Origin of the sequence: Oceanisphaera profunda, from assembly GCF_002157895.1 — a bacterium.
Lineage (GTDB): Bacteria > Pseudomonadota > Gammaproteobacteria > Enterobacterales > Aeromonadaceae > Oceanimonas > Oceanimonas profunda.
The window spans coordinates 1,924,038-1,941,793 of record NZ_CP021377.1; the positions used below are offsets into that span (position 1 = coordinate 1,924,038).

The 17,756-nt window shown below is 49.0% G+C and carries 17 protein-coding genes and 2 pseudogenes; 7 read left to right on the forward strand and 12 right to left on the reverse strand.

Going from position 1 to position 17,756, the window contains the following annotated elements; all coding sequences use genetic code 11:
- Positions 1-69: 69 nt before the first annotated feature.
- Together CBP31_RS08325 and CBP31_RS08330 are read right to left on the reverse strand one after the other, a co-directional pair.
- Positions 70-1,950 (reverse strand): LTA synthase family protein, encoded by a 1,881-nt coding sequence (locus tag CBP31_RS08325; RefSeq protein ID WP_087036267.1) that lies wholly within the window; start codon positions 1,948-1,950, stop codon positions 70-72.
- Positions 1,951-2,061: 111 nt separating this feature from the next.
- Positions 2,062-2,925 carry a YicC/YloC family endoribonuclease gene (locus CBP31_RS08330; protein ID WP_087036269.1) on the reverse strand — a complete coding sequence of 288 codons (864 nt, stop codon included), beginning with the start codon at positions 2,923-2,925 and terminating at the stop codon, positions 2,062-2,064.
- A 165-nt stretch (positions 2,926-3,090) separates the two neighbouring features.
- Between CBP31_RS08330 and rph the strand changes: the two genes are divergently transcribed.
- Both rph and pyrE read left to right on the forward strand, forming a co-directional pair.
- A complete protein-coding gene (gene rph, locus CBP31_RS08335) occupies positions 3,091-3,819 on the forward strand; it encodes a ribonuclease PH (protein ID WP_087036271.1) in 729 nt (242 codons plus the stop codon).
- Between the two features lie 252 nt (positions 3,820-4,071).
- The gene (gene pyrE / locus CBP31_RS08340) at positions 4,072-4,713 is read left to right on the forward strand and encodes an orotate phosphoribosyltransferase (protein WP_087038674.1); all 642 of its coding nucleotides are present in this window, start codon (positions 4,072-4,074) and stop codon (positions 4,711-4,713) included.
- Positions 4,714-4,843: 130 nt separating this feature from the next.
- On the opposite strand, the gene CBP31_RS08345 is transcribed toward pyrE, so the two are convergent.
- The 6 genes from CBP31_RS08345 to coaBC all read right to left on the reverse strand — a co-directional run bounded on the left by CBP31_RS08345 (position 4,844) and on the right by coaBC (position 11,236).
- Positions 4,844-5,737: a chemotaxis protein gene (locus tag CBP31_RS08345; RefSeq protein ID WP_087036273.1), complete on the reverse strand. Its 894-nt coding sequence runs from the start codon at positions 5,735-5,737 to the stop codon at positions 4,844-4,846.
- Between the two features lie 180 nt (positions 5,738-5,917).
- Positions 5,918-7,906: an LTA synthase family protein gene (locus tag CBP31_RS08350; RefSeq protein WP_087036275.1), complete on the reverse strand. Its 1,989-nt coding sequence runs from the start codon at positions 7,904-7,906 to the stop codon at positions 5,918-5,920.
- A gap of 92 nt (positions 7,907-7,998) precedes the next feature.
- Positions 7,999-8,838: a small-conductance mechanosensitive channel MscS gene (gene mscS / locus CBP31_RS08355; RefSeq protein ID WP_322348438.1), complete on the reverse strand. Its 840-nt coding sequence runs from the start codon at positions 8,836-8,838 to the stop codon at positions 7,999-8,001.
- A gap of 92 nt (positions 8,839-8,930) precedes the next feature.
- On the reverse strand, positions 8,931-9,536 hold the full coding sequence (gene slmA / locus CBP31_RS08360) for a nucleoid occlusion factor SlmA (protein ID WP_087036279.1): 606 nt from the start codon (positions 9,534-9,536) through the stop codon (positions 8,931-8,933).
- Between the two features lie 16 nt (positions 9,537-9,552).
- A complete protein-coding gene (gene dut / locus CBP31_RS08365; protein WP_087036281.1) occupies positions 9,553-10,011 on the reverse strand; it encodes a dUTP diphosphatase in 459 nt (152 codons plus the stop codon).
- A complete protein-coding gene (coaBC, locus tag CBP31_RS08370) occupies positions 9,995-11,236 on the reverse strand; it encodes a bifunctional phosphopantothenoylcysteine decarboxylase/phosphopantothenate--cysteine ligase CoaBC (protein ID WP_087036283.1) in 1,242 nt (413 codons plus the stop codon). Before coaBC ends, dut begins: the two co-directional genes overlap by 17 nt.
- Positions 11,237-11,400: 164 nt before the next feature.
- Here coaBC and radC point away from each other — a divergent pair, with 164 nt between their 5' ends.
- The 4 genes from radC to mutM all read left to right on the forward strand — a co-directional run bounded on the left by radC (position 11,401) and on the right by mutM (position 13,546).
- Positions 11,401-12,075 carry a RadC family protein gene (radC, locus tag CBP31_RS08375; RefSeq protein WP_087036285.1) on the forward strand — a complete coding sequence of 225 codons (675 nt, stop codon included), beginning with the start codon at positions 11,401-11,403 and terminating at the stop codon, positions 12,073-12,075.
- 135 nt (positions 12,076-12,210) lie between these two features.
- On the forward strand, positions 12,211-12,447 hold the full coding sequence (rpmB, locus tag CBP31_RS08380) for a 50S ribosomal protein L28 (protein WP_087036287.1): 237 nt from the start codon (positions 12,211-12,213) through the stop codon (positions 12,445-12,447).
- Between the two features lie 11 nt (positions 12,448-12,458).
- On the forward strand, positions 12,459-12,626 hold the full coding sequence (gene rpmG, locus CBP31_RS08385; RefSeq protein WP_087036289.1) for a 50S ribosomal protein L33: 168 nt from the start codon (positions 12,459-12,461) through the stop codon (positions 12,624-12,626).
- 95 nt (positions 12,627-12,721) lie between these two features.
- Positions 12,722-13,546 (forward strand): bifunctional DNA-formamidopyrimidine glycosylase/DNA-(apurinic or apyrimidinic site) lyase, encoded by an 825-nt coding sequence (gene mutM / locus CBP31_RS08390; protein WP_087036291.1) that lies wholly within the window; start codon positions 12,722-12,724, stop codon positions 13,544-13,546.
- Between the two features lie 70 nt (positions 13,547-13,616).
- Here the strand turns inward: mutM and CBP31_RS08395 are convergent, their stop codons facing one another.
- Positions 13,617-14,006 carry an IS5 family transposase gene (locus CBP31_RS08395; RefSeq protein WP_087036293.1) on the reverse strand — a complete coding sequence of 130 codons (390 nt, stop codon included), beginning with the start codon at positions 14,004-14,006 and terminating at the stop codon, positions 13,617-13,619.
- Positions 14,007-14,140: 134 nt separating this feature from the next.
- On the opposite strand from CBP31_RS08395, the pseudogene CBP31_RS08400 reads away from it, so the two are divergent.
- Positions 14,141-15,229, forward strand: a pseudogene (locus CBP31_RS08400) (IS4 family transposase).
- Between the two features lie 39 nt (positions 15,230-15,268).
- Here the strand turns inward: CBP31_RS08400 and CBP31_RS15950 are convergent.
- The 3 genes and pseudogenes from CBP31_RS15950 to CBP31_RS08415 form a co-directional block, all read right to left on the reverse strand.
- Positions 15,269-15,547 (reverse strand): transposase, encoded by a 279-nt coding sequence (locus CBP31_RS15950; protein WP_087036295.1) that lies wholly within the window; start codon positions 15,545-15,547, stop codon positions 15,269-15,271.
- A 146-nt stretch (positions 15,548-15,693) separates the two neighbouring features.
- Positions 15,694-16,445, reverse strand: a protein-coding gene (locus tag CBP31_RS08410; protein ID WP_407668743.1) for an IS5 family transposase whose coding sequence is annotated in 2 segments (ribosomal slippage) — positions 15,694-16,115 and positions 16,115-16,445 — 753 coding nt in all. Because the reading frame shifts where the segments join, the coding sequence is not laid out codon by codon here.
- A gap of 121 nt (positions 16,446-16,566) precedes the next feature.
- Positions 16,567-17,753 (reverse strand): annotated as a pseudogene (locus CBP31_RS08415) (Wadjet anti-phage system protein JetD domain-containing protein).
- Positions 17,754-17,756 lie beyond the last annotated feature (3 nt).

The window sequence follows — 17,756 nt, forward strand, 5'->3', positions numbered from 1 at the left end:
TTAAGACCATAATTGGCGGCATGAAAATGCACTCTGCCGCCTTAATTTATTACATACTGCTCATGCCCACTATTGGGTGATGTTTTTAGACAGTCGCTCTGCGAACTCGCTAGTTTTACCTTTAAATAACAAAGATTGCGTGTATCGCGTGTAGGCTCTGGCTCGTTCCAACATATTGTCATAATGAACATTGGCGCAACTTTTCGAGTTGAGTGCTAGGCCATTATCACTAATAAGGAAGCATTCGGCGTTGTCATTGGTGGTTACATCAAAGCGGACTAGTTGATTGCTCTCTACCCAGTTGACGCTTTGGCCATCGGAATAATGAGCAAAACCAGTGTACTGTTCAGCTAATAACGACTGACCCGTAAACCAAGGTACATTACCGCCGAGCCAATCGACAATAGTGGGGGCTATATCTAACTGGCCGGCATTGACGGGCAAGGTTGTTAAAGGTAGAGAGCCATCGGTAGCAAACATTAAAAAGGGAATAGCGTTACGTTCTAGCCCCTCTGAGGCGGCGCGCGACGTGTGATCAGCGACTAATACTACTAACGTGGGTTTAGTAACTACCCTCGGTAGCTCATCAAGAAAACGCTGTAAGGCTGCATCGGCATGATGCAGTGCATTACGGCGCAGCGCGGCACGATCGTCTTTACCAAAAATGTAATCTGATTCTTGCGGTAAATACGTATCGTGAGTTGTGCCGGTATTTACTGTCATTAAGTAGGGTCCGTCGAGTGCTTCTAGCTTGTCTAAGGCAAAGCGATAAATATCATCATCCATATAGCCCCAATAATTTTTGGTGCCAGTAAACTCGTAATCTGTTTTGCCATAAGAATGGGTAAAGCCCAAGCTCTGTGCAAAAGCACCGACAATACCTTTGCCGCTGCCTTGAATAAAGTGGGTACTAAAACCTTGATCGTTCAGTATACGCGGCAAGCAGTGATAGTTAGCGCCTTGTAGCTGGGTTCCTGCCACGCCGCCGCCAATAGGATTAGGATAAGAGCAAAAGGTGGCAAAGGTGCCCTCTACGGTGCGATAGCCATCTGCATATAAGGCTTGGGTGGTAAGGCTGCTTTTGCGTAAACGGTCGAAATGGGGTGCTGCATCTACTTGCTGGCCATAGCTGTATAGATCTGCGGCTACCCAGCTTTCTAGTAATACCACTACTACATTCGCTTGCTTAGTTACCGGTTGTAGTTGGGTATTTAAACGCTCGCGATACAGGCGTGCTAACAACGCTTTATCTTCTGTGCTGGGCTCCGCCGTTTGCTGCTGAGCAGCACGTTTTTTACCTTTAGCAAGATAATAGCTAATGGCGTACGGTGCATTCCAAGCTAGTGCGGCTTGACTGGGTTCACCTATTTTATAGGCGCTCATGGGAGATTGTGGGGCGTCACTCCAACCACCGCGAATGGCAGTGGCGGCTAATAATCCCCAAATGACGAATAAGCTAAGTCCGTAAGGCCAAGCCAGCGCTGTAAAGGTGCTGTGATTAAGCGACATGCGCCAAATGATCAGAGTGAATAGTATTATTAATCCAAATCCTGCCAAAGTTTGTGGTAAATAAACGGTAATGGCGGTCGCGATTAAGCCTGCTTCTGAGCCATCGCCGGTAAATACCTCAAAGGTCAGGTGTCGGCCCGCCTCTAACCAATAAATTGCATCTACTGTTGTCGTCAGCACAATCCAGACCATGGCGCACCATAATAATGGCCTAACTAATATTGGACCTTTACCTGCCATAGCCAGCTGTAAGAATATAATTGGTGTGGCTAATGCTGTCACCGTTGTGAGATCGAGCTGCAGACCCCAGCCTAAGCTGTAGAGGCCATTGGCACTAAATAGCAGTGCGACTTGGTCGGAGTTTAAGGCGGTGAGTAGGATTTTGCTGAGCAGAGAGCTGGCCAGTAATAATAATAAGATGCGTAAGATATTGGTGAGCACAGTAAGTTCCGAACTAAGGTGAAAGGCGTGGTGATAAAACAGATAAAATAATAAGCCCCTGATAACAAGGGCTTATTGAGAGTAAATAAATATTACAGCGATTTGAAATAATTATTCAATATTCTGGATCTGCTCGCGCATTTGCTCGATTAACACTTTCATTTCTACTGCGGAGTTAGTGATGTCGGTGCTGATCGACTTTGAGCCCAAGGTATTGGACTCGCGGTTGAACTCTTGCATCATAAAGTCCAAGCGTCGACCACAAGCGCCGCCTTTTTTTAAGATTTTGCGGGTTTCACCAATGTGGGTCACTAAGCGGTCTAGCTCTTCAGCGACGTCCACTTTTTGTGCTAATAACACCATTTCTTGTTCTACACGCTGGGGGTCTAGCTCAATCTTAGCTTCTTCAAAGCGGTCTTGTAGGCGTTGACGCTGCCAAGCCATGATGGCGGGCATTTGGGTTTTAACTTTATCCACTTCTTGCTCGATGCCGCTCAAACGCAGTTCGATCAGATCTTTCAGCTTATCGCCTTCGCTGGCGCGAGCGTCGAGAAAGTCATCGACCACTTTATCTAGGCAAGCAATTAATTCATTGCTCAGCGCGTCCATGTCTTGGGCTTGCGCTTCCATCACCCCAGGCCAGCGTAAGATATCGACTGGATTTAATGCGCCTTGGCTGGCTTCTTCCATTATCCAATCGGCACCTTCAATCAGCTGTTTGGCTAATGCTTTATTCATTTGCAGCTGGCCCTGATTAGCCAAGTTAGACTCAAAGCGTAGGCCGCATTCCACCTTGCCGCGCTGTAAACGGGCGCGCAGTTTTTCGCGCACTAGCGGCTCTAGGCTGCGAAACTGTTCGGGTAAGCGCGTGTAGGTTTCTAGGTAGCGCTGGTTAACGGAGCGGATTTCCCAAACGGCGGTGCCCCAATCTTGTTTAAATTCTTGTCGCGCATAGGCGGTCATACTGTGGATCATGTGGCTCTCAATATTAGTTGCACGTGAAGCGCTTAAGTGTGACACCGCCACCGACTTGCGGCAATGGTGAGCACATGCAATGCGCCGGTAGTTTCTTTATAATGTCGTCTTTATAAGAATCGCTTAAGCCTCACGGCGCGCGATTTATCCTCATTGGAGAATACCATGTCTACACGAGCCTGCGGCCGCGCGGTTGATGAAATGCGCGTCGTTACCATCACCTCTAATTATACCCGCCATGCGGAAGGCTCTGTGTTGGTGGAGTTTGGTCATACCAAGGTGCTGTGCACCGCCTCGGTCGTAAAAGGCGTGCCGCGTTTCTTGCGAGGCAAAGGCCAAGGTTGGGTGACGGCGGAATATGGCATGTTGCCGCGTTCCACTCACAGCCGTATGAACCGCGAAGCTGCTAGTGGCAAGCAAGGCGGTCGTACCATGGAAATTCAGCGCCTGATCGGTCGCTCACTGCGTGCAGCCATGGACTTAAATAAGTTAGGCGAATACACCATAGTGGTGGATTGCGATGTGATCCAAGCGGACGGCGGCACTCGCACCGCAGCGATTACCGGCGCTTGTGTGGCACTGGCCCAAGCACTGGCGTGGATGAAAGCGAAAGGCATGATCACCACAGACCCGATGAAAACATTAGTGGCGGCGATTTCGGTGGGCATGGTCGACGGCCAAGCGGTATCGGATTTGGAATATACTGAAGACTCTGCGGCCGAAACTGATATGAACGTAGTGATGACGGCCGAAGGCAACATGATTGAAGTGCAGGGCACTGCCGAAGGCGCCCCTTTTACTCATGAGCAGTTATTGGCCATGTTGGCCTTGGCGCGTAAGTCGATTGATGAGTTAGTGGTTCATCAACGCAAGGCGATTGCTAGTGTTGAGTGATAAATGTTGAGTGTTGAATGAACAGCAAAAACTAAAGATTTCTTCGCCACGGAATACACGGAATACACGGAAAACTAACAGGCCAATATCTTGTGAAAGACTAAGACGAGGAGCTTATCCCCTTATCGTTTTTGCCAGTCTAGGTCGGTGTTGTTCCGTGCTTTTTGTAATAAAGAGCGTGGCAAAAAATGTTTAACGCACTTAATGGCTGTAGTGGCCGCGAGTCCAAATAAAACCTTGAGAGAAAAATTGATGAAAGCCTATCAGCGTGAGTTTATTGAATTTGCCATGAGCAAAGATGTGCTTAAATTCGGCGAATTTACCCTAAAATCTGGTCGTATTAGCCCTTACTTCTTTAATGCGGGCTTGTTTAATAGCGGCCGAGACTTGGCCCGTTTAGGTCGCTTTTATGCGGCAGCCTTAATGGACGCTAATGTTCAATATGATGTGCTGTTTGGCCCTGCGTACAAAGGTATTCCCATTGCCAGCGCTACCGCCGTACAGTTAGCAGAAATACACGACCAAGACGTGCCCTATTGCTTTAACCGTAAAGAAGCCAAAACTCACGGCGAAGGCGGCAACTTAGTGGGCAGTCCGCTGCAAGGGCGCATCATGTTGGTGGACGACGTGATCACAGCAGGCACTGCGATTCGTGAGTCGATGGACATCATAGCGGCGAGTGGCGCGAGTTTAGCCGGTGTGCTGATCGCCCTAGATCGCCAAGAAAAAGGCAAAGGCGAGTTATCGGCCATTCAAGAAGTTGAGCGTGATTATAATGCAGAAGTCACCGCCATTATTTCGCTGGCCGACTTGGTGGAGTACTTGAGCGAACAGCCAGCCATGGCCGAGCATTTGGTACGCGTGAAAGCGTATCGTCAGCAGTACGGGATCTAATGGTCGCTAACATCCGTTGCTTAGAGCGAACGAGTAAAGCTTGCCGTAACAGCTGATGGATGGGTTCAGAACATGAAAAAGGGAAACTTAGCGTTTCCCTTTTTATTTAGCTATTTGTTTATGTAGCTGTCTAGTTGGCTTGGCGAACCGCGGCGGCACCTAGCATAGTGTGCAGCAGCTCGTGGGCATCAAATTTGGTCAAAGCTCTGTCGGCTCCGACTTGCTCCGCATAGCTCAGGCTCATCTCGCTGCTCAGCGAGGAGTGCAAAATAATCCAAGGCTGATGCAGGTTAGGGTTATTACGCACTTGAAAAGCCAACTCGTAACCGTCCAGCCCCGGCATCTCAATGTCGCTCACCAGAATGTCTATCGGCCTGCCGCTGGCTTGCGCTTCTAAGATGCGCGCCATGGCATCACTGCCATCAAAGGTCACTTGGTAGCCGATGTTTTTACGATCCAATACATCACTCAACTGCTTGCGGGCCACTATAGAGTCATCTACCAGTAAAATAGATAAGCCGCGCAGGGTCTCCACCTCCATATCGTTGAGCAGCACATCTTTGCTATTCAGCGATTCAGGGTAAACTTTGGCCAGCAGCAGCTCTAAATCCAGTAGCTGGATCAAGTCGCTATCTATGGTCACCAGCCCAGTAATAAAGGCGTTTTTGCCTAACGCCTTAGGTGGGGGCGACACATCTTTCCAGTCGGTTTCCACGATGCGCTGCACCTTGCGCACCATAAAGCCTATCTCTTTACGATTCACGTCGGTGACAATCACAGACGCGGTGGCGCGCTCTTCAACTGTTAACGGCGCATAGCCGATGGCTGCAGCCATATCTATCACCGGCAGGGCCGAGCCTCTAAAAGTAGCGGTACCAATCACGGTACTTTGGCTGCTGGGCAGTTTGGTCAAACGAGGCAGGGGCATGATTTCGCGAATTTTCAGCGTACCTAAGCCAAATAAGCGCGTGCCAGCTAACTGAAACAGCAACAGTTTTTGCAGCTGCTTGGGATGTTTACTCATACATTCTCATACTCATTTAATTTGCAGAATGGACACCTGACAAGGAGTACGGGCGGTATTTGCAGGCGGAATTATATGAAACGCCAACTTGGTAAGTCCAGCCAAAAGGGTGAGCAAGCTAGCAGGAACCACAAATATTCGGCTGCTTATGGGGCGCTCACAAACTGCTTTTTAAATTACTTAGGGCGCACTGCCTTTTATTTGCTGGTTAATATGCCAGCGTAACAGCTTAGGATAAGCGGCTAATCGAGCTGCCTGAGCCTCCTTAACCGCTTGTCCTTTATTTTTATCTAATTGCAGCGACTGGTCGGTTTGCCAAGGATAAAAAACCGGCGGTTCGTTTAATACATACGCCCCTTGCTCATCAATCCATAGCAAAACGTTATAGCCAAAAGCGCGGCTTGGATCGTCTTTCGGGGCCAACATATTGCGTCCACCTAAGGTGAGATAAGGCTGCTGCGACAAACTGTAATGATACAAAGTGGGCATGATATCTTTATGAGAACCCACTCTTTCCTCATCAAACTGCCATTGGGTATGTTTTAGGATGGGCTTTGGCACATATAGGTAGAAAGGCACGGCTCTATCTAGCACTTGTTCTTGAGGATAAAAAGCCTTAATACGGCGCATTTGGTGATCGCCCGTAGCAGCAATTACAGTACGCTCACCTAACTCTGAATCTTTTACATGATTGATAAAGCCGCCTAAGGCATCGGTGGCGTATTGGAAGGTCGTTAAAATATTGAGTTGTTCTATCGCGCCGTCTTCCGCATGTTTTTGATACTTCTCTGATACTGTAATTGGGCTTGGCTGATAGGTATCGGGTGTCACATAAGGCGGGTGATTAGTCACGCTTAAAATACTGATAAATAATGGTTGTTCTGACTCGGCGAGTAAGGTTTCCGCTAAACGGTAGGCATATTCATCCGGCAGTCCCCAGGCGGTCAAATATTGTGCGGCCTCTGGATAGCGAGCTAATAAAGCATTTTGATCAAACACCTGATCTACTCCTTGCAGAGGCAAGTAGTTCACCAGGTTGCGCCACATCATATTACCGGGCGAGATAAAAATATTGCGATAACCGGCTTTTTTATAAATATCGAAAGGCGTATCAAGATCAATACCCTGCGCAGAAGAGTGGCTAATGCTTTGCACTGGGCTATTAAAAAATAGTGCTGCCAGTGAGGGGGCCGTGCCATTGTCTTGGGACAAGAAGCGCTTAAATAAGAAGTCTTGGGTGAAGTGCGGTCGGAGGCGGCCCAATAAATCATTATGATGTTGATCATCAAAAGCCAACATATTGGTGCCTAAGCTTTCCATTAACGCTAATACTACGTGCGGTGGATGCTCCGTTAAATAGTCATTGGGCAAGGTATGATCATCGAGCGAAGCAAAGTTTAAAGTCTGTAGTAATTGCTTACCTTGTTGCGAGCTAGCAGGAGTAAAGGCTACATCTAGCTTCCTATCTTTCGAAGCCCAGCTCAGTGCCATCACGGCATTAGGTGTCAGCTGATTGAGTACCGTAAGCTCTGAAACTTGGGCGTTCGCGCGGCGCAGAGGAAAAGTGCCGACACTGCCGCGAGCCAAGATAAATACCAAGCTGATGCAAATGAAGCTATACACCACTAATGTCGGCCAGGGCCAAGGACGCATTACTTTAACCCTTCGCAGCTGAAGATACGCCAGCACACTGGGAATTATACTTAATAGTAAGGCCACTAAACTGGCTTTGATGACTGGGTAGTCTTGGTTCATATTGGCTAAAACGGCTTGGGTATCATCTTCAAATAAGCCGAAGGCAAATACGTTAAAATGCTGATGGTAAGTTTGGTAGTAGTAAAAGTTACCAATGGCAGCGCCAGCAGCGATCAAGCTAATTAAACCGATAAAAGAGGGCGCACAGCGCCGCCACCATTGCCAGCTTCCCTGCCAAGAGGCCAATAATAATCCGCTGAGTAGCAAAGGGGCTAATGCTATACCGGCGATACGTAAATCGTACCTAAGGCCGGTAAACCACATGCGTTGCACGTCTTGACCGTAGTTGGCTAACGCGGCGGCCGTAGTGAACAGGCTGAACATAAAGTAGCGGGCACTTAAAAAAATAAGGGCCAGCCACAACATAGTGAGCCAAGTGAGACGAAAGACGAGACGAATGAGCGATGAAGTCATGAGGCACCTAGGCGATAAAATGTCGAGCAGTATAAAAGTAATGCGCGAAAAAAAAGCCGCTTTTTTTAGCGGCTTTATCTCAGGGCTAAACCTTATGCGACGTCACTTTTGATCAGGTGTACGTCCATTTGCGGGAACGGAATGCCGATGTTATTGGCATCTAACTCGTTTTTAATTTTCTCGAGCAAATCGAATTTCAATGCCCAGTAATCTGTGGCATTCACCCAAGGGCGCACAATTATATCGACCGAAGAGGCGCCCAAGTTACTGACTGCAATACGCGGTGCGGGCTCTGGCAGTACCCGTGGGTCTTCGTTGATAATGCGCTCCAATACCTCTTTGGTTAACTTTAAATCGGCACTGTAAGACACGCCTATTTCTAAGTCGAGGCGGCGGGTTTTCTCTCTGGACACATTAATGATTTTATCATTTAAGATTTTAGCGTTGGGCACTACTATCATGCGGTTATCGGCCGTCATCAAAATAGTGGTAAATATTTGTACCGAACGTACTGTCCCTGCAGTACCTGCCGCTTCTATGTAATCACCGGCTTTAAAAAACCGAAAACCAATCAGCATTACGCCGGCGGCAAAGTTGGATAAAGAGCCCTGTAAGGCCAAACCAACCGCTAAACCAGCGGCACCAATAATGGCCACAAAAGACGCAGTTTGTACGCCCACTCGGCCAAGGGCGGCGATGATCACAAATGCCAGCAAGGCATATTTGATCATGCTGGTAATAAAGTCAGAAATCGTATTATCAACATTGCGTTTCTTCAGCAGTGAGTTGACGCCATTGGTCAGGGTTCTCACCAGCATAAAGCCGATCGTTAAGGTGATAATAGCGGCGACGATATTAACGCCGTAGCTAAGTAACAAGCTTTGGTTGTTGATTATCCAGCTTTGAGCTTGGTTAATGACTTCTGGGGTCAGGGTATTAGTGTCCATGTGCTTTCTCTGCTTGGTGATGCCAGTCAATAACACTCGAGGTAAGTGATGAATGGCATCGCTTAATATATGTGGTGTTATTCAGCGGCGACGGGAGTGATCTGCATCAGTAGCAGTTGCCAATGATCCTCAAAGTAGAGCGTAGGCTTAGTGCGAAATTGGCTGCGCACATATTGATTAATGCGTCCCTCAAGATAAGCCAGCAGTAGGTTGGCTAATACTTTCTCATCGGCAGCAAACCCTTCTCCTTCGTATAACTTGCGCTCACGCATCACTTGCTTGAACTGGGTTTCAAGGCGCTCAAACAGTTGATTAATGCGGGCTAACAAACGCTCGTGCTCGCCTTGCAGGGCATCGCCATTGAGTAGGCGAGTAATACCTGGGTTACGCTCACAAAAGCCTAAAATCAACTGCATGATGTAACGCAGTCGCAGAGCGCTGTCTTTTTCATCGTGCAAGATCAGGTTGACACGCGAGAACAGCGTTTCTTCGATAAAGTCGATTAGCCCCTCGAACATCCGTGCCTTGCTAGGAAAATGTCGATATAAGGCCGCCTCAGACACGCCCACTTCGGCAGCAAGTTTTGCCGTAGTGATGCGCTGTCCGGGGCTTGCTTCCAGCATATGAGCCAAAGCTTGGAGAATTTGCTCGCGGCGATTTACTTTTGGTTGAGGTGTGATCATAGCGGTGCTTACTCGATTATTGGCGACCAGAAGAGCCGAAACCGCCTTCTCCCCGTTCGCTTTGGTCAAACTCATTAACGAGTGTAAATTGGGCTTGCACCACCGGCAAAATAACCAGTTGAGCGATGCGCTCACCGGGCTCTATGGTGAATGATGCGTTCCCTCTGTTCCAGCAAGATACCATTAACTGACCTTGATAGTCAGAGTCAATCAAGCCCACTAAATTACCGAGCACTATGCCGTGTTTATGGCCCAATCCTGAGCGCGGTAAAATGGTGGCGCAGAGATTAGGGTCTTTAATATGAATCGCCATGCCGGTTGGCAATAACTGCGTTTCACCGGGCGCGAGCGTGAGCGGTGCATCTAAACAGGCGCGCAAATCCAGCCCAGCAGAGCCAGGGGTGGCATAGGCGGGCAGGGGAAGGTCGGTGCCCACTCTAGGGTCAAGAATTTTCAGTTCAATGGGAGTCATAATATCGTTCTGCTATTAGGGTAAGAAGATGGTGTGCTAATTGAGTTTTATTGGTGAGCGGTAAATCCACGTGGCCGCTGGACCAGAATACGCTGAGCGCATTGTCATCACTATTAAAGCCTTGGCCAGCCAGCGCCACGTTATTGGCGGCTATCATATCTAATTTTTTGCGGCTGAGCTTATCGCGCGCATAAGTTTCTACATCTTGGGTCTCGGCAGCAAACCCGACCGTAAAGGGCTTATCGGCCAAGGCCGCCACGCCCGCCACTATATCGGGGTTTTTGGTCAGTTCTATGACTAGCGTGTCATCGCTGGTTTTTTTAATCTTGTGGCTGGATACCGTTTTGGGCGCGTAATCGGCCACGGCGGCGCAGGCGATAAAAATTTGCTGCTGCGCAATGTTCTGCATCACGGCGGCCTGCATTTGCACGGCACTTTCTACATCGATGCGGGTTACGCCTGCAGGGGTAGCTAAGGCTACAGGGCCGGTCACTAAGGTGACTTCTGCACCCAGCGCATGGGCAGCGGCCGCCAGTGCGAAGCCCATTTTTCCTGAGCTGTGATTAGACAAAAAACGCACCGGATCTAATGCTTCGCGGGTGGGGCCTGCGGTAAGCATCAGCTTAAGGCCCGCTAGAAGTTGGCCGGTGGGCGGCAATAAATCTGCATGCAAAGAATCTGAGTGCAAAAAATGCTGCTCGATTAAAGCCACCAACTCCATGGGTTCTAACATGCGCCCTGGTCCCACATCGCCACAGGCTTGTACACCTTGCGCAGGGCCCCAAATGTTCACGTGTCGCTCATGCAATACGCTCAGGTTGTGCTGAGTGGCCGCGTGGCGATACATCTGCTGATTCATGGCGGGCGCCACCGCCAAGGGTGCCGGTGTAGCTAAGCACAAGGTGGTGAGTAAATCATCGGCCAGCCCTGCGGTCAGTCGCGCTAAGGTATTGGCGCTGGCTGGTGCGATCAGTATTAAGTTGGCCCATTTGGCCAACTCAATATGGCCCATGCCCGCTTCGGCGGCGGGGTCGAGCAAGGCATCAGACACCGGCTCGCCGGAGACGGCTTGCAGGGTGAGCGGCGTGATAAAGGCCTTGGCGGAGTCGGTCATGACCACTCTTACTTGGGCATGGCGCTCTTTAAGTCGGCGTACCAGCTCGGCACTTTTATAGGCCGCAATACCGCCGCTCACGCCGATTAAAATACGTTTTCCTACTAATGACATCACTGTTTTTCCCCTGCTGACCGAGCGGCAAGATTATCATAAAAAATTGCCGGTGGCGGTCTCTCTCGGGCTTTAGGCTAGTCTTAGAGCTAATCGGCCCCGCGACCCTAAATCGATACTCCCAGCGTTTATAGCCGATGATTCATTACGACAAGGAGGTGGTGATGAGCATTAAAAATTGGCCGTTAGGCGAGCGGCCCCGAGAAAAACTATTGAGCCGCGGGCCAAGCAGCTTATCCGATGCAGAATTATTGGCGATATTTTTACGTACCGGTACCAAAGGCATGGATGCGGTGAGCTTAGCGCGCGCCTTATTGGAGCAATTTGGTTCACTAAGACAACTACTGCTGGCCGATCAGCAAAGTTTTTGTGAAAAGCCTGGTTTGGGTTTAGCAAAATATGTGCAATTGCAGGCTAGCCAAGAGCTGATGCGCCGCTTTTTAGATGAAAAGCTGATGCGGGCTAACGCCCTTACCAACCCTGAGCTGACACGAATGTTTTTACAGTCGCGGTTGCGAGATCAGGCGCGAGAGGTATTCGCATTATTACTGCTTGATAATCAGCACCGGGTTATTGAGTTTAATGAGTTATTTTTCGGTACTTTGGACGCCGCGGCAGTTTATCCGCGAGAAATCGTCTCTCTAGTGCTGAAACGGGGTGCCGCGGCGGTGATTTTGGTGCATAATCATCCGTCCGGGGTCGCCGAGCCCAGTCATGCCGATCGTTTAATTACTGAACGTATTCAAGCCGCCCTAGGGTTGCTGGATATTCGCGTATTAGATCATTTAGTGGTGGGAGACGGCGAAACCGTCTCGTTTGCCGAGCGCGGTTGGCTATAAATTGCTGCATTTTTTGGCTTTTTGTTGATCTTGGGCTCGGTATACTGTATAAATTGCCGCCTTATTTTGCCCCGATAGACGGCCAACGGGGTGATTAATTGCTCGAGCAAATAGTAAGATTTGGAGAAGACTGACATGTCTAAAGTATGCCAAGTAACTGGTAAGCGACCAGCTGTTGGTAACAACCGCTCGCACGCCAATAACGCTACCAAGCGTCGTTTCCTGCCTAACCTGCAAAGCCACCGCTTTTGGGTTGAGAGCGAGAAGCGTTTTGTAAAACTGCGCATTACCACTAAAGGTATGCGTATTATCGACAAAAAAGGTATCGACAGCGTCTTAGCAGACCTGCGTGCCAATGGCGTAAAAGTTTAAGGAGTTAACCGATGGCTAAAGGTATTCGCGAGAAGATCCGCCTGAACTCAAGTGCTGGTACTGGTCATTTCTACACTACGACCAAGAACAAGCGCAACATGCCTGAAAAAATGGAAATCAAGAAATTTGATCCCGTTGTTCGTCAGCATGTAATGTACAAAGAAGGCAAAATCAAATAGATTTTGCTCTCTTTAAAAAAAACCCAGCTTCGGCTGGGTTTTTTTATGTCCGTTATCTTAGATATACTGCGCTACAGCCGATAAGGAGAACTTGAATGCCAGAGTTACCCGAAGTTGAAGTCAGCCGCCAAGGTATCACTCCCTTTATGTTGGGCGAAACTGTGATGCGGATAGTGGTACGCAATCCGAGCTTACGTTGGCCGGTGCCCAGCGAGCTGCAAGAAATGGTGAGCTTACCCATTACCGGCGTGCGCCGGCGTGCCAAGTATTTATTGCTGGAAACCGATTGGGGCACGGCCATCTTACACTTAGGCATGTCGGGTAATTTACGCATACTGGATCACGGCACCCCGCCCGGTAAGCACGACCATGTAGACATTGAGCTGAGTAATGGCAAGTTGCTGCGCTTTAATGATACGCGCCGTTTTGGCTGCGTGTTATGGACCCGAGAGCCCGCCGAACAGCATGCATTGCTGGCGAAATTAGGGCCTGAACCCCTGACTGATGACTTTCATGGGGATCATCTCTTTGAACGCAGCCTGAAACGGAAAATTGCCGTGAAGCAATTCATCATGGATAACCATGTGGTGGTGGGGGTCGGTAATATTTATGCTAACGAGTCCTTGTTTAGCGCCGGAATTCATCCGGAATTGCCTGCCAATCAAGTGACGCAGCAGCAATATGCGGCTTTGACTACCGAGATCAAGCTAGTATTAGCCCGCGCCATCACGCAGGGTGGCACCACGCTGAAAGACTTTACCGGCAGTGACGGCAAACCCGGCTATTTCGTGCAAGAATTACAAGTGTACGGCCGCGCTGAACAGCCCTGCGGCGCTTGTGGCGGCTTATTGCAAGAAATCCGCATGGGCGGGCGCAGCACTGTGTTCTGCCCGCGTTGTCAGCCGAGAAAGGGCGCGTGAGGAGTAAAGTGTGAAGGGTAAAAGATAAACATAGCACGAACAAGCTAGGGTGCGTTCTCAATTATGCCAGCTAGATAACGGCTGACACGAGGCTCAACATTGACTCGTAATTTTTTGCCAGTCGTTCGTACCTAGTTGCTATACGACGAAATTGCTTCAACTTTTGGAAGAAACGCTCAACCAAGTTGCGATCATTATAAACATGACGATCCAACGGCCTTGGCTCCAATCGATTTTTTCTTGAGGGTATCACCGCTTCTGCTCCAACACTTTGAATACTTTCAACAAACGCATCTGAATCATAACCCTTGTCAGCCAAGACCTGGCTAGGCGTAAAACCATCCAACAATGCCTCTGCTTGATCATATTCTGAGGCCAGCCCTAGGGTTAACAGTAAGCGCACGGGGTTGCCTAAAGCGTCAACGGCAGCATGGGTTTTAGTCGTTAGTCCCTTAGCCATCCCCTCATAAGAACTAGAGCTGGCGTGGCTTCGCGGGTAAAATACCTGCCTTGATACCAAACTCGACAACACGGCAGCCCATTATTACCCGCGATACTATATCCGAACACCTCGATGACATCTTTGGCCAAGATATGCATGCAAAGTGGGTACTTTCATTAGCTAATGCGACTCAAGGTGTTATTGAATCTAGCTCGTTGGCCATTCATGCAATCGGTAATGGTCTCGCACAAGCAAATGGGTTAGAGCGTAAATATGCCATCAAACAAGTTGACCGCTTATTGAGTAACAGCAAACTCAACGTGTGGTCATTATTCGATGATTGGGTGCCTTATGTGGTGGCCGAGCGTAAAGAAATCGTGGTCTCCATGGACTGGACGGAGTTCGATGCCGATGATCATAGCAGCATCGTTATCAGCATGCAGACTAACCATGGTCGCAACACGCCACTGCTCTGGAAAACCCATCAGAAATTACAGCTAAAAGGTTAACGTAATGCCCATGAAGATGAGCTGTTGCTGAAGCTAAAAAATAGCATGCCAGACGATGTTTCTGTTACCGTCGTTGCCGACCGCGGTTTTGGAGATACGGCGTTGTTCGCCCTACTGGAAGATGCGTTAGGATTCAGCTACCTCATTCGTTTTAAAGGAAATATTTTGCTCTGCCCTGTCGGCGAAAAGCTAACCCCAGCGAAGCAGTGGCTCACACCGAGTGGCCGTGTTCGTACACTGAAAGACATAGAGCTGACCACTCACCGCCAACCGGTTGCGCGGGTATTTTGCTGTAAGAAAGCAGGTATGAAAGAAGCGTGGTTTTTAGCAAGTAATCGCCGAGACCTAAGTGCTGCCAATGCCCTCAAACTCTATGGTAAACGCTGGGGGATTGAGTGCAGCTTTCGTGACATAAAGGACTATAAATTCGGCATGGGAATGTCCGATACGCACATTAGGTCAACCACGCGACGCGACCGTTTATTCTTGTTCAGCGCCTTAACGATTGTGTTGCTGACTTTCCTAGGTAAAGCCGGTGACGCTGCTGGATTGGAGAAGACAATTAAAGCCAATACCAGCAAAACACGCACCTACTCTTTCTTTCGGCAAGGGTGCATTTATTATCAAATGCTACCGAAGATGAAAGAGGAGAATGCCATCAAGTTAATGAAGAAATTCTCCTACTACTTGTCTCAATATCGATTATACAAGCGGATCTTCGGTGTTATTTAAGCAATAAAAATGAGGGAATCTCTAAGCGTTAGTCCACCTCTAGACTTCCCCATGGCTTCTGCATCTTGCTCTTTTTTTAGCCGCCCCATGTTGATGGACACGAACGATACTACCGTCGATCATTAGTTGCTCAAAATCAGCTTCCTTGGATAACTCCTCCATTATCGTGAGCCAGACGCCTTTGTGAGACCAACGACTATATCGGACGTAAACGCGGTGCCAATGCCCATAAAAATCAGGTAAATCCCGCCAAGGTGCGCCAGTTCGAGCAATCCAAAGTACCGCTTCAACAAATTTGCGATTATCAAGTGCTGTCACGCCTCTATCGCTAGCTTACCCGGGAGCAGTTCTTCGATGCGCTCCCATTGATCATCTCGTAGCAAGTAATGCATCATAAGTCGTTACCTCACAAGTAGTTACTTCAAATACTATAAAGGTAGCTAATGCCTAGGGTGCGTTCTCAATTATGCCAGCCAGATAACGGCTGACACGAGGCTCAACATTGACTGGTAATTTTTTGCCAGTCGTTCGTACCTAGTTGCTATACGACGAAATTGCTTCAACTTTTGGAAGAAACGCTCAACCAAGTTGCGATCTTTATAAACATGACGATCCAACGGCCTTGGCTCCAATCGATTTTTTCTTGAGGGTATAACCGCTTCTGCTCCAACACTTTGAATACTTTCAACAAACGCATCTGAATCATAACCCTTGTCAGCCAAGACCTGGCTAGGCGTAAAACCATCCAACAATGCCTCTGCTTGATCATATTCTGAGGCCTGCCCTAGGGTTAACAGTAAGCGCACGGGGTTGCCTAAAGCGTCAACGGCAGCATGGATTTTAGTCGTTAGTCCACCTCTAGACTTCCCCATGGCTTCTGCATCTTGCTCTTTTTTTTAGCCGCCCCATGTTGATGGACACGAACGATACTACCGTCGATCATGAGTTGCTCAAAATCAGCTTCTTTGGATAACTCCTCCATTATCGTGAGCCAGACGCCTTTGTGAGACCAACGACTATATCGGACGTAAACGCGGTGCCAATGCCCATAAAAATCAGGTAAATCCCGCCAAGGTGCGCCAGTTCGAGCAATCCAAAGTACCGCTTCAACAAATTTGCGATTATCGAGTGCTGTCACGCCTCTATCGCTAGCTTTACCCGGGAGCAGTTCTTCGATGCACTCCCATTGATCATCTCGTAGCAAGTAATGCCTCATAAGTCGTTACCTCACAAGTAGTTACTTCAAATACTATAAAGGTAGCTAATGCAGCCGAAGCGTCAAATGAGAACGCGCCCTAGTCATCTGGCTGGCATAATTGAGGGCGCACCCTAGTTTTTCAAGGTAAGTGAGCCAGTGCGGCTTGTAGTAACGAGAAAGGGATTCTCTCTTGTTCTAGGCGCAGGTTAGGTTGCCAGTGATGTTGTTTGAGTTGTTGATAGAGCTGCTGTTCAGTTTCGTTTAGGTGCGGTAGCTGCATTGCAGAGTGAGGTTTGGTCTCACTCCCCATAGTGGGCGACAGTGCGCTAGAGTATCGTTGTCCATCAGTAGTGATTGTGTGTGCGGAAAATAGCTACGTAACTGCGAGAGCATGGCAAAGCCATGGCTGTCGATATCTCCCCAATAATGAATACGACAATTTGCCAACCAAGGCAGGTGCTGCAGCATTTGCACGCCATAACCTAGGCCGTAGATCACTAAGGCGTTGCGCACGCCCGGAAAGGCCAAGCCGTTCACTTTATTTTCGGTAATAAATACCCGGTCGAGTAATAGATCTAACTTGCTAAAGGCGCTCAGCGGAATACTCAGCTCATCAAGGCCACCTAGCTCGGCCGCAAGAGCGGGATCGAGCAGGCGAAAACTGACTGTGGGCTGCTCGTAATTAAGGCCGTAGCGTTTCTCGAAACCGTGCTCTCTCAGGCCATTAACGCCTTCATCAATCGCTGTGGCGGGCAGCAGTTGGTCGAGTAACACTTTAAGAATGGCTTTGTGGGCTTCAATAAATTTGCTGTCCACACCTGAGATATCGAGTTGGCGGATATAAAGGCCTGGCCGTGGCTGGTTTACCAGATAACGACACACTGCCAGTAGTTGTGGCCAACGACCAGCGTATTTGCCAATGGTAGCCGTTGCTTGCGCTAACCATGGCGTGAGTTGCGGGAAACCGTCGCCGATCAGTTTGCAGTCGGCAACGAAGTGTCGCCAAGGTTGCAGTTGACCGACAAAACGCGCCAGTGCCTCCATGTTGGCGAACTCGATGGCCACCGGTAAGCGCTGGCGGCCCATGGTCGAGAATTGAAACTCTTGCTCAATGAGCGCCACCTCTTTAGCTGTGCTGAGCTCATTACGCAATTGCAACAATTGGCGCTGATATAAGGCAAAGTCATGCAGCAACTGCTTGTCGCTGAGGCGAGGGAGCTTAATCTGGTAGGGAAAGCTCAGCGTCTCCTCCAGCCAAGCTTGGTGCCAACCTAAGCGCTGCCATTGTTTACTTAGCTTGTGGCGAATGGCCTTAACATCCAACATAGA

Excerpts from the sequence above, each read along its gene's own strand:
- CBP31_RS08330 (WP_087036269.1), bottom strand. The coding sequence starts at position 2,925 with ATGATCCACAGTATGACCGCCTATGCGCGACAAGAATTTAAACAAGAT.
- rph (WP_087036271.1), top strand. The coding sequence starts at position 3,091 with ATGTCTACACGAGCCTGCGGCCGCGCGGTTGATGAAATGCGCGTCGTT.
- pyrE (WP_087038674.1), top strand. The coding sequence starts at position 4,072 with ATGAAAGCCTATCAGCGTGAGTTTATTGAATTTGCCATGAGCAAAGAT.
- CBP31_RS08345 (WP_087036273.1), bottom strand. The coding sequence starts at position 5,737 with ATGAGTAAACATCCCAAGCAGCTGCAAAAACTGTTGCTGTTTCAGTTA.
- CBP31_RS08350 (WP_087036275.1), bottom strand. The coding sequence starts at position 7,906 with ATGACTTCATCGCTCATTCGTCTCGTCTTTCGTCTCACTTGGCTCACT.
- slmA (WP_087036279.1), bottom strand. The coding sequence starts at position 9,536 with ATGATCACACCTCAACCAAAAGTAAATCGCCGCGAGCAAATTCTCCAA.
- coaBC (WP_087036283.1), bottom strand. The coding sequence starts at position 11,236 with ATGTCATTAGTAGGAAAACGTATTTTAATCGGCGTGAGCGGCGGTATT.
- radC (WP_087036285.1), top strand. The coding sequence starts at position 11,401 with ATGAGCATTAAAAATTGGCCGTTAGGCGAGCGGCCCCGAGAAAAACTA.
- rpmB (WP_087036287.1), top strand. The coding sequence starts at position 12,211 with ATGTCTAAAGTATGCCAAGTAACTGGTAAGCGACCAGCTGTTGGTAAC.
- rpmG (WP_087036289.1), top strand. The coding sequence starts at position 12,459 with ATGGCTAAAGGTATTCGCGAGAAGATCCGCCTGAACTCAAGTGCTGGT.
- mutM (WP_087036291.1), top strand. The coding sequence starts at position 12,722 with ATGCCAGAGTTACCCGAAGTTGAAGTCAGCCGCCAAGGTATCACTCCC.
- CBP31_RS08395 (WP_087036293.1), bottom strand. The coding sequence starts at position 14,006 with ATGGCTAAGGGACTAACGACTAAAACCCATGCTGCCGTTGACGCTTTA.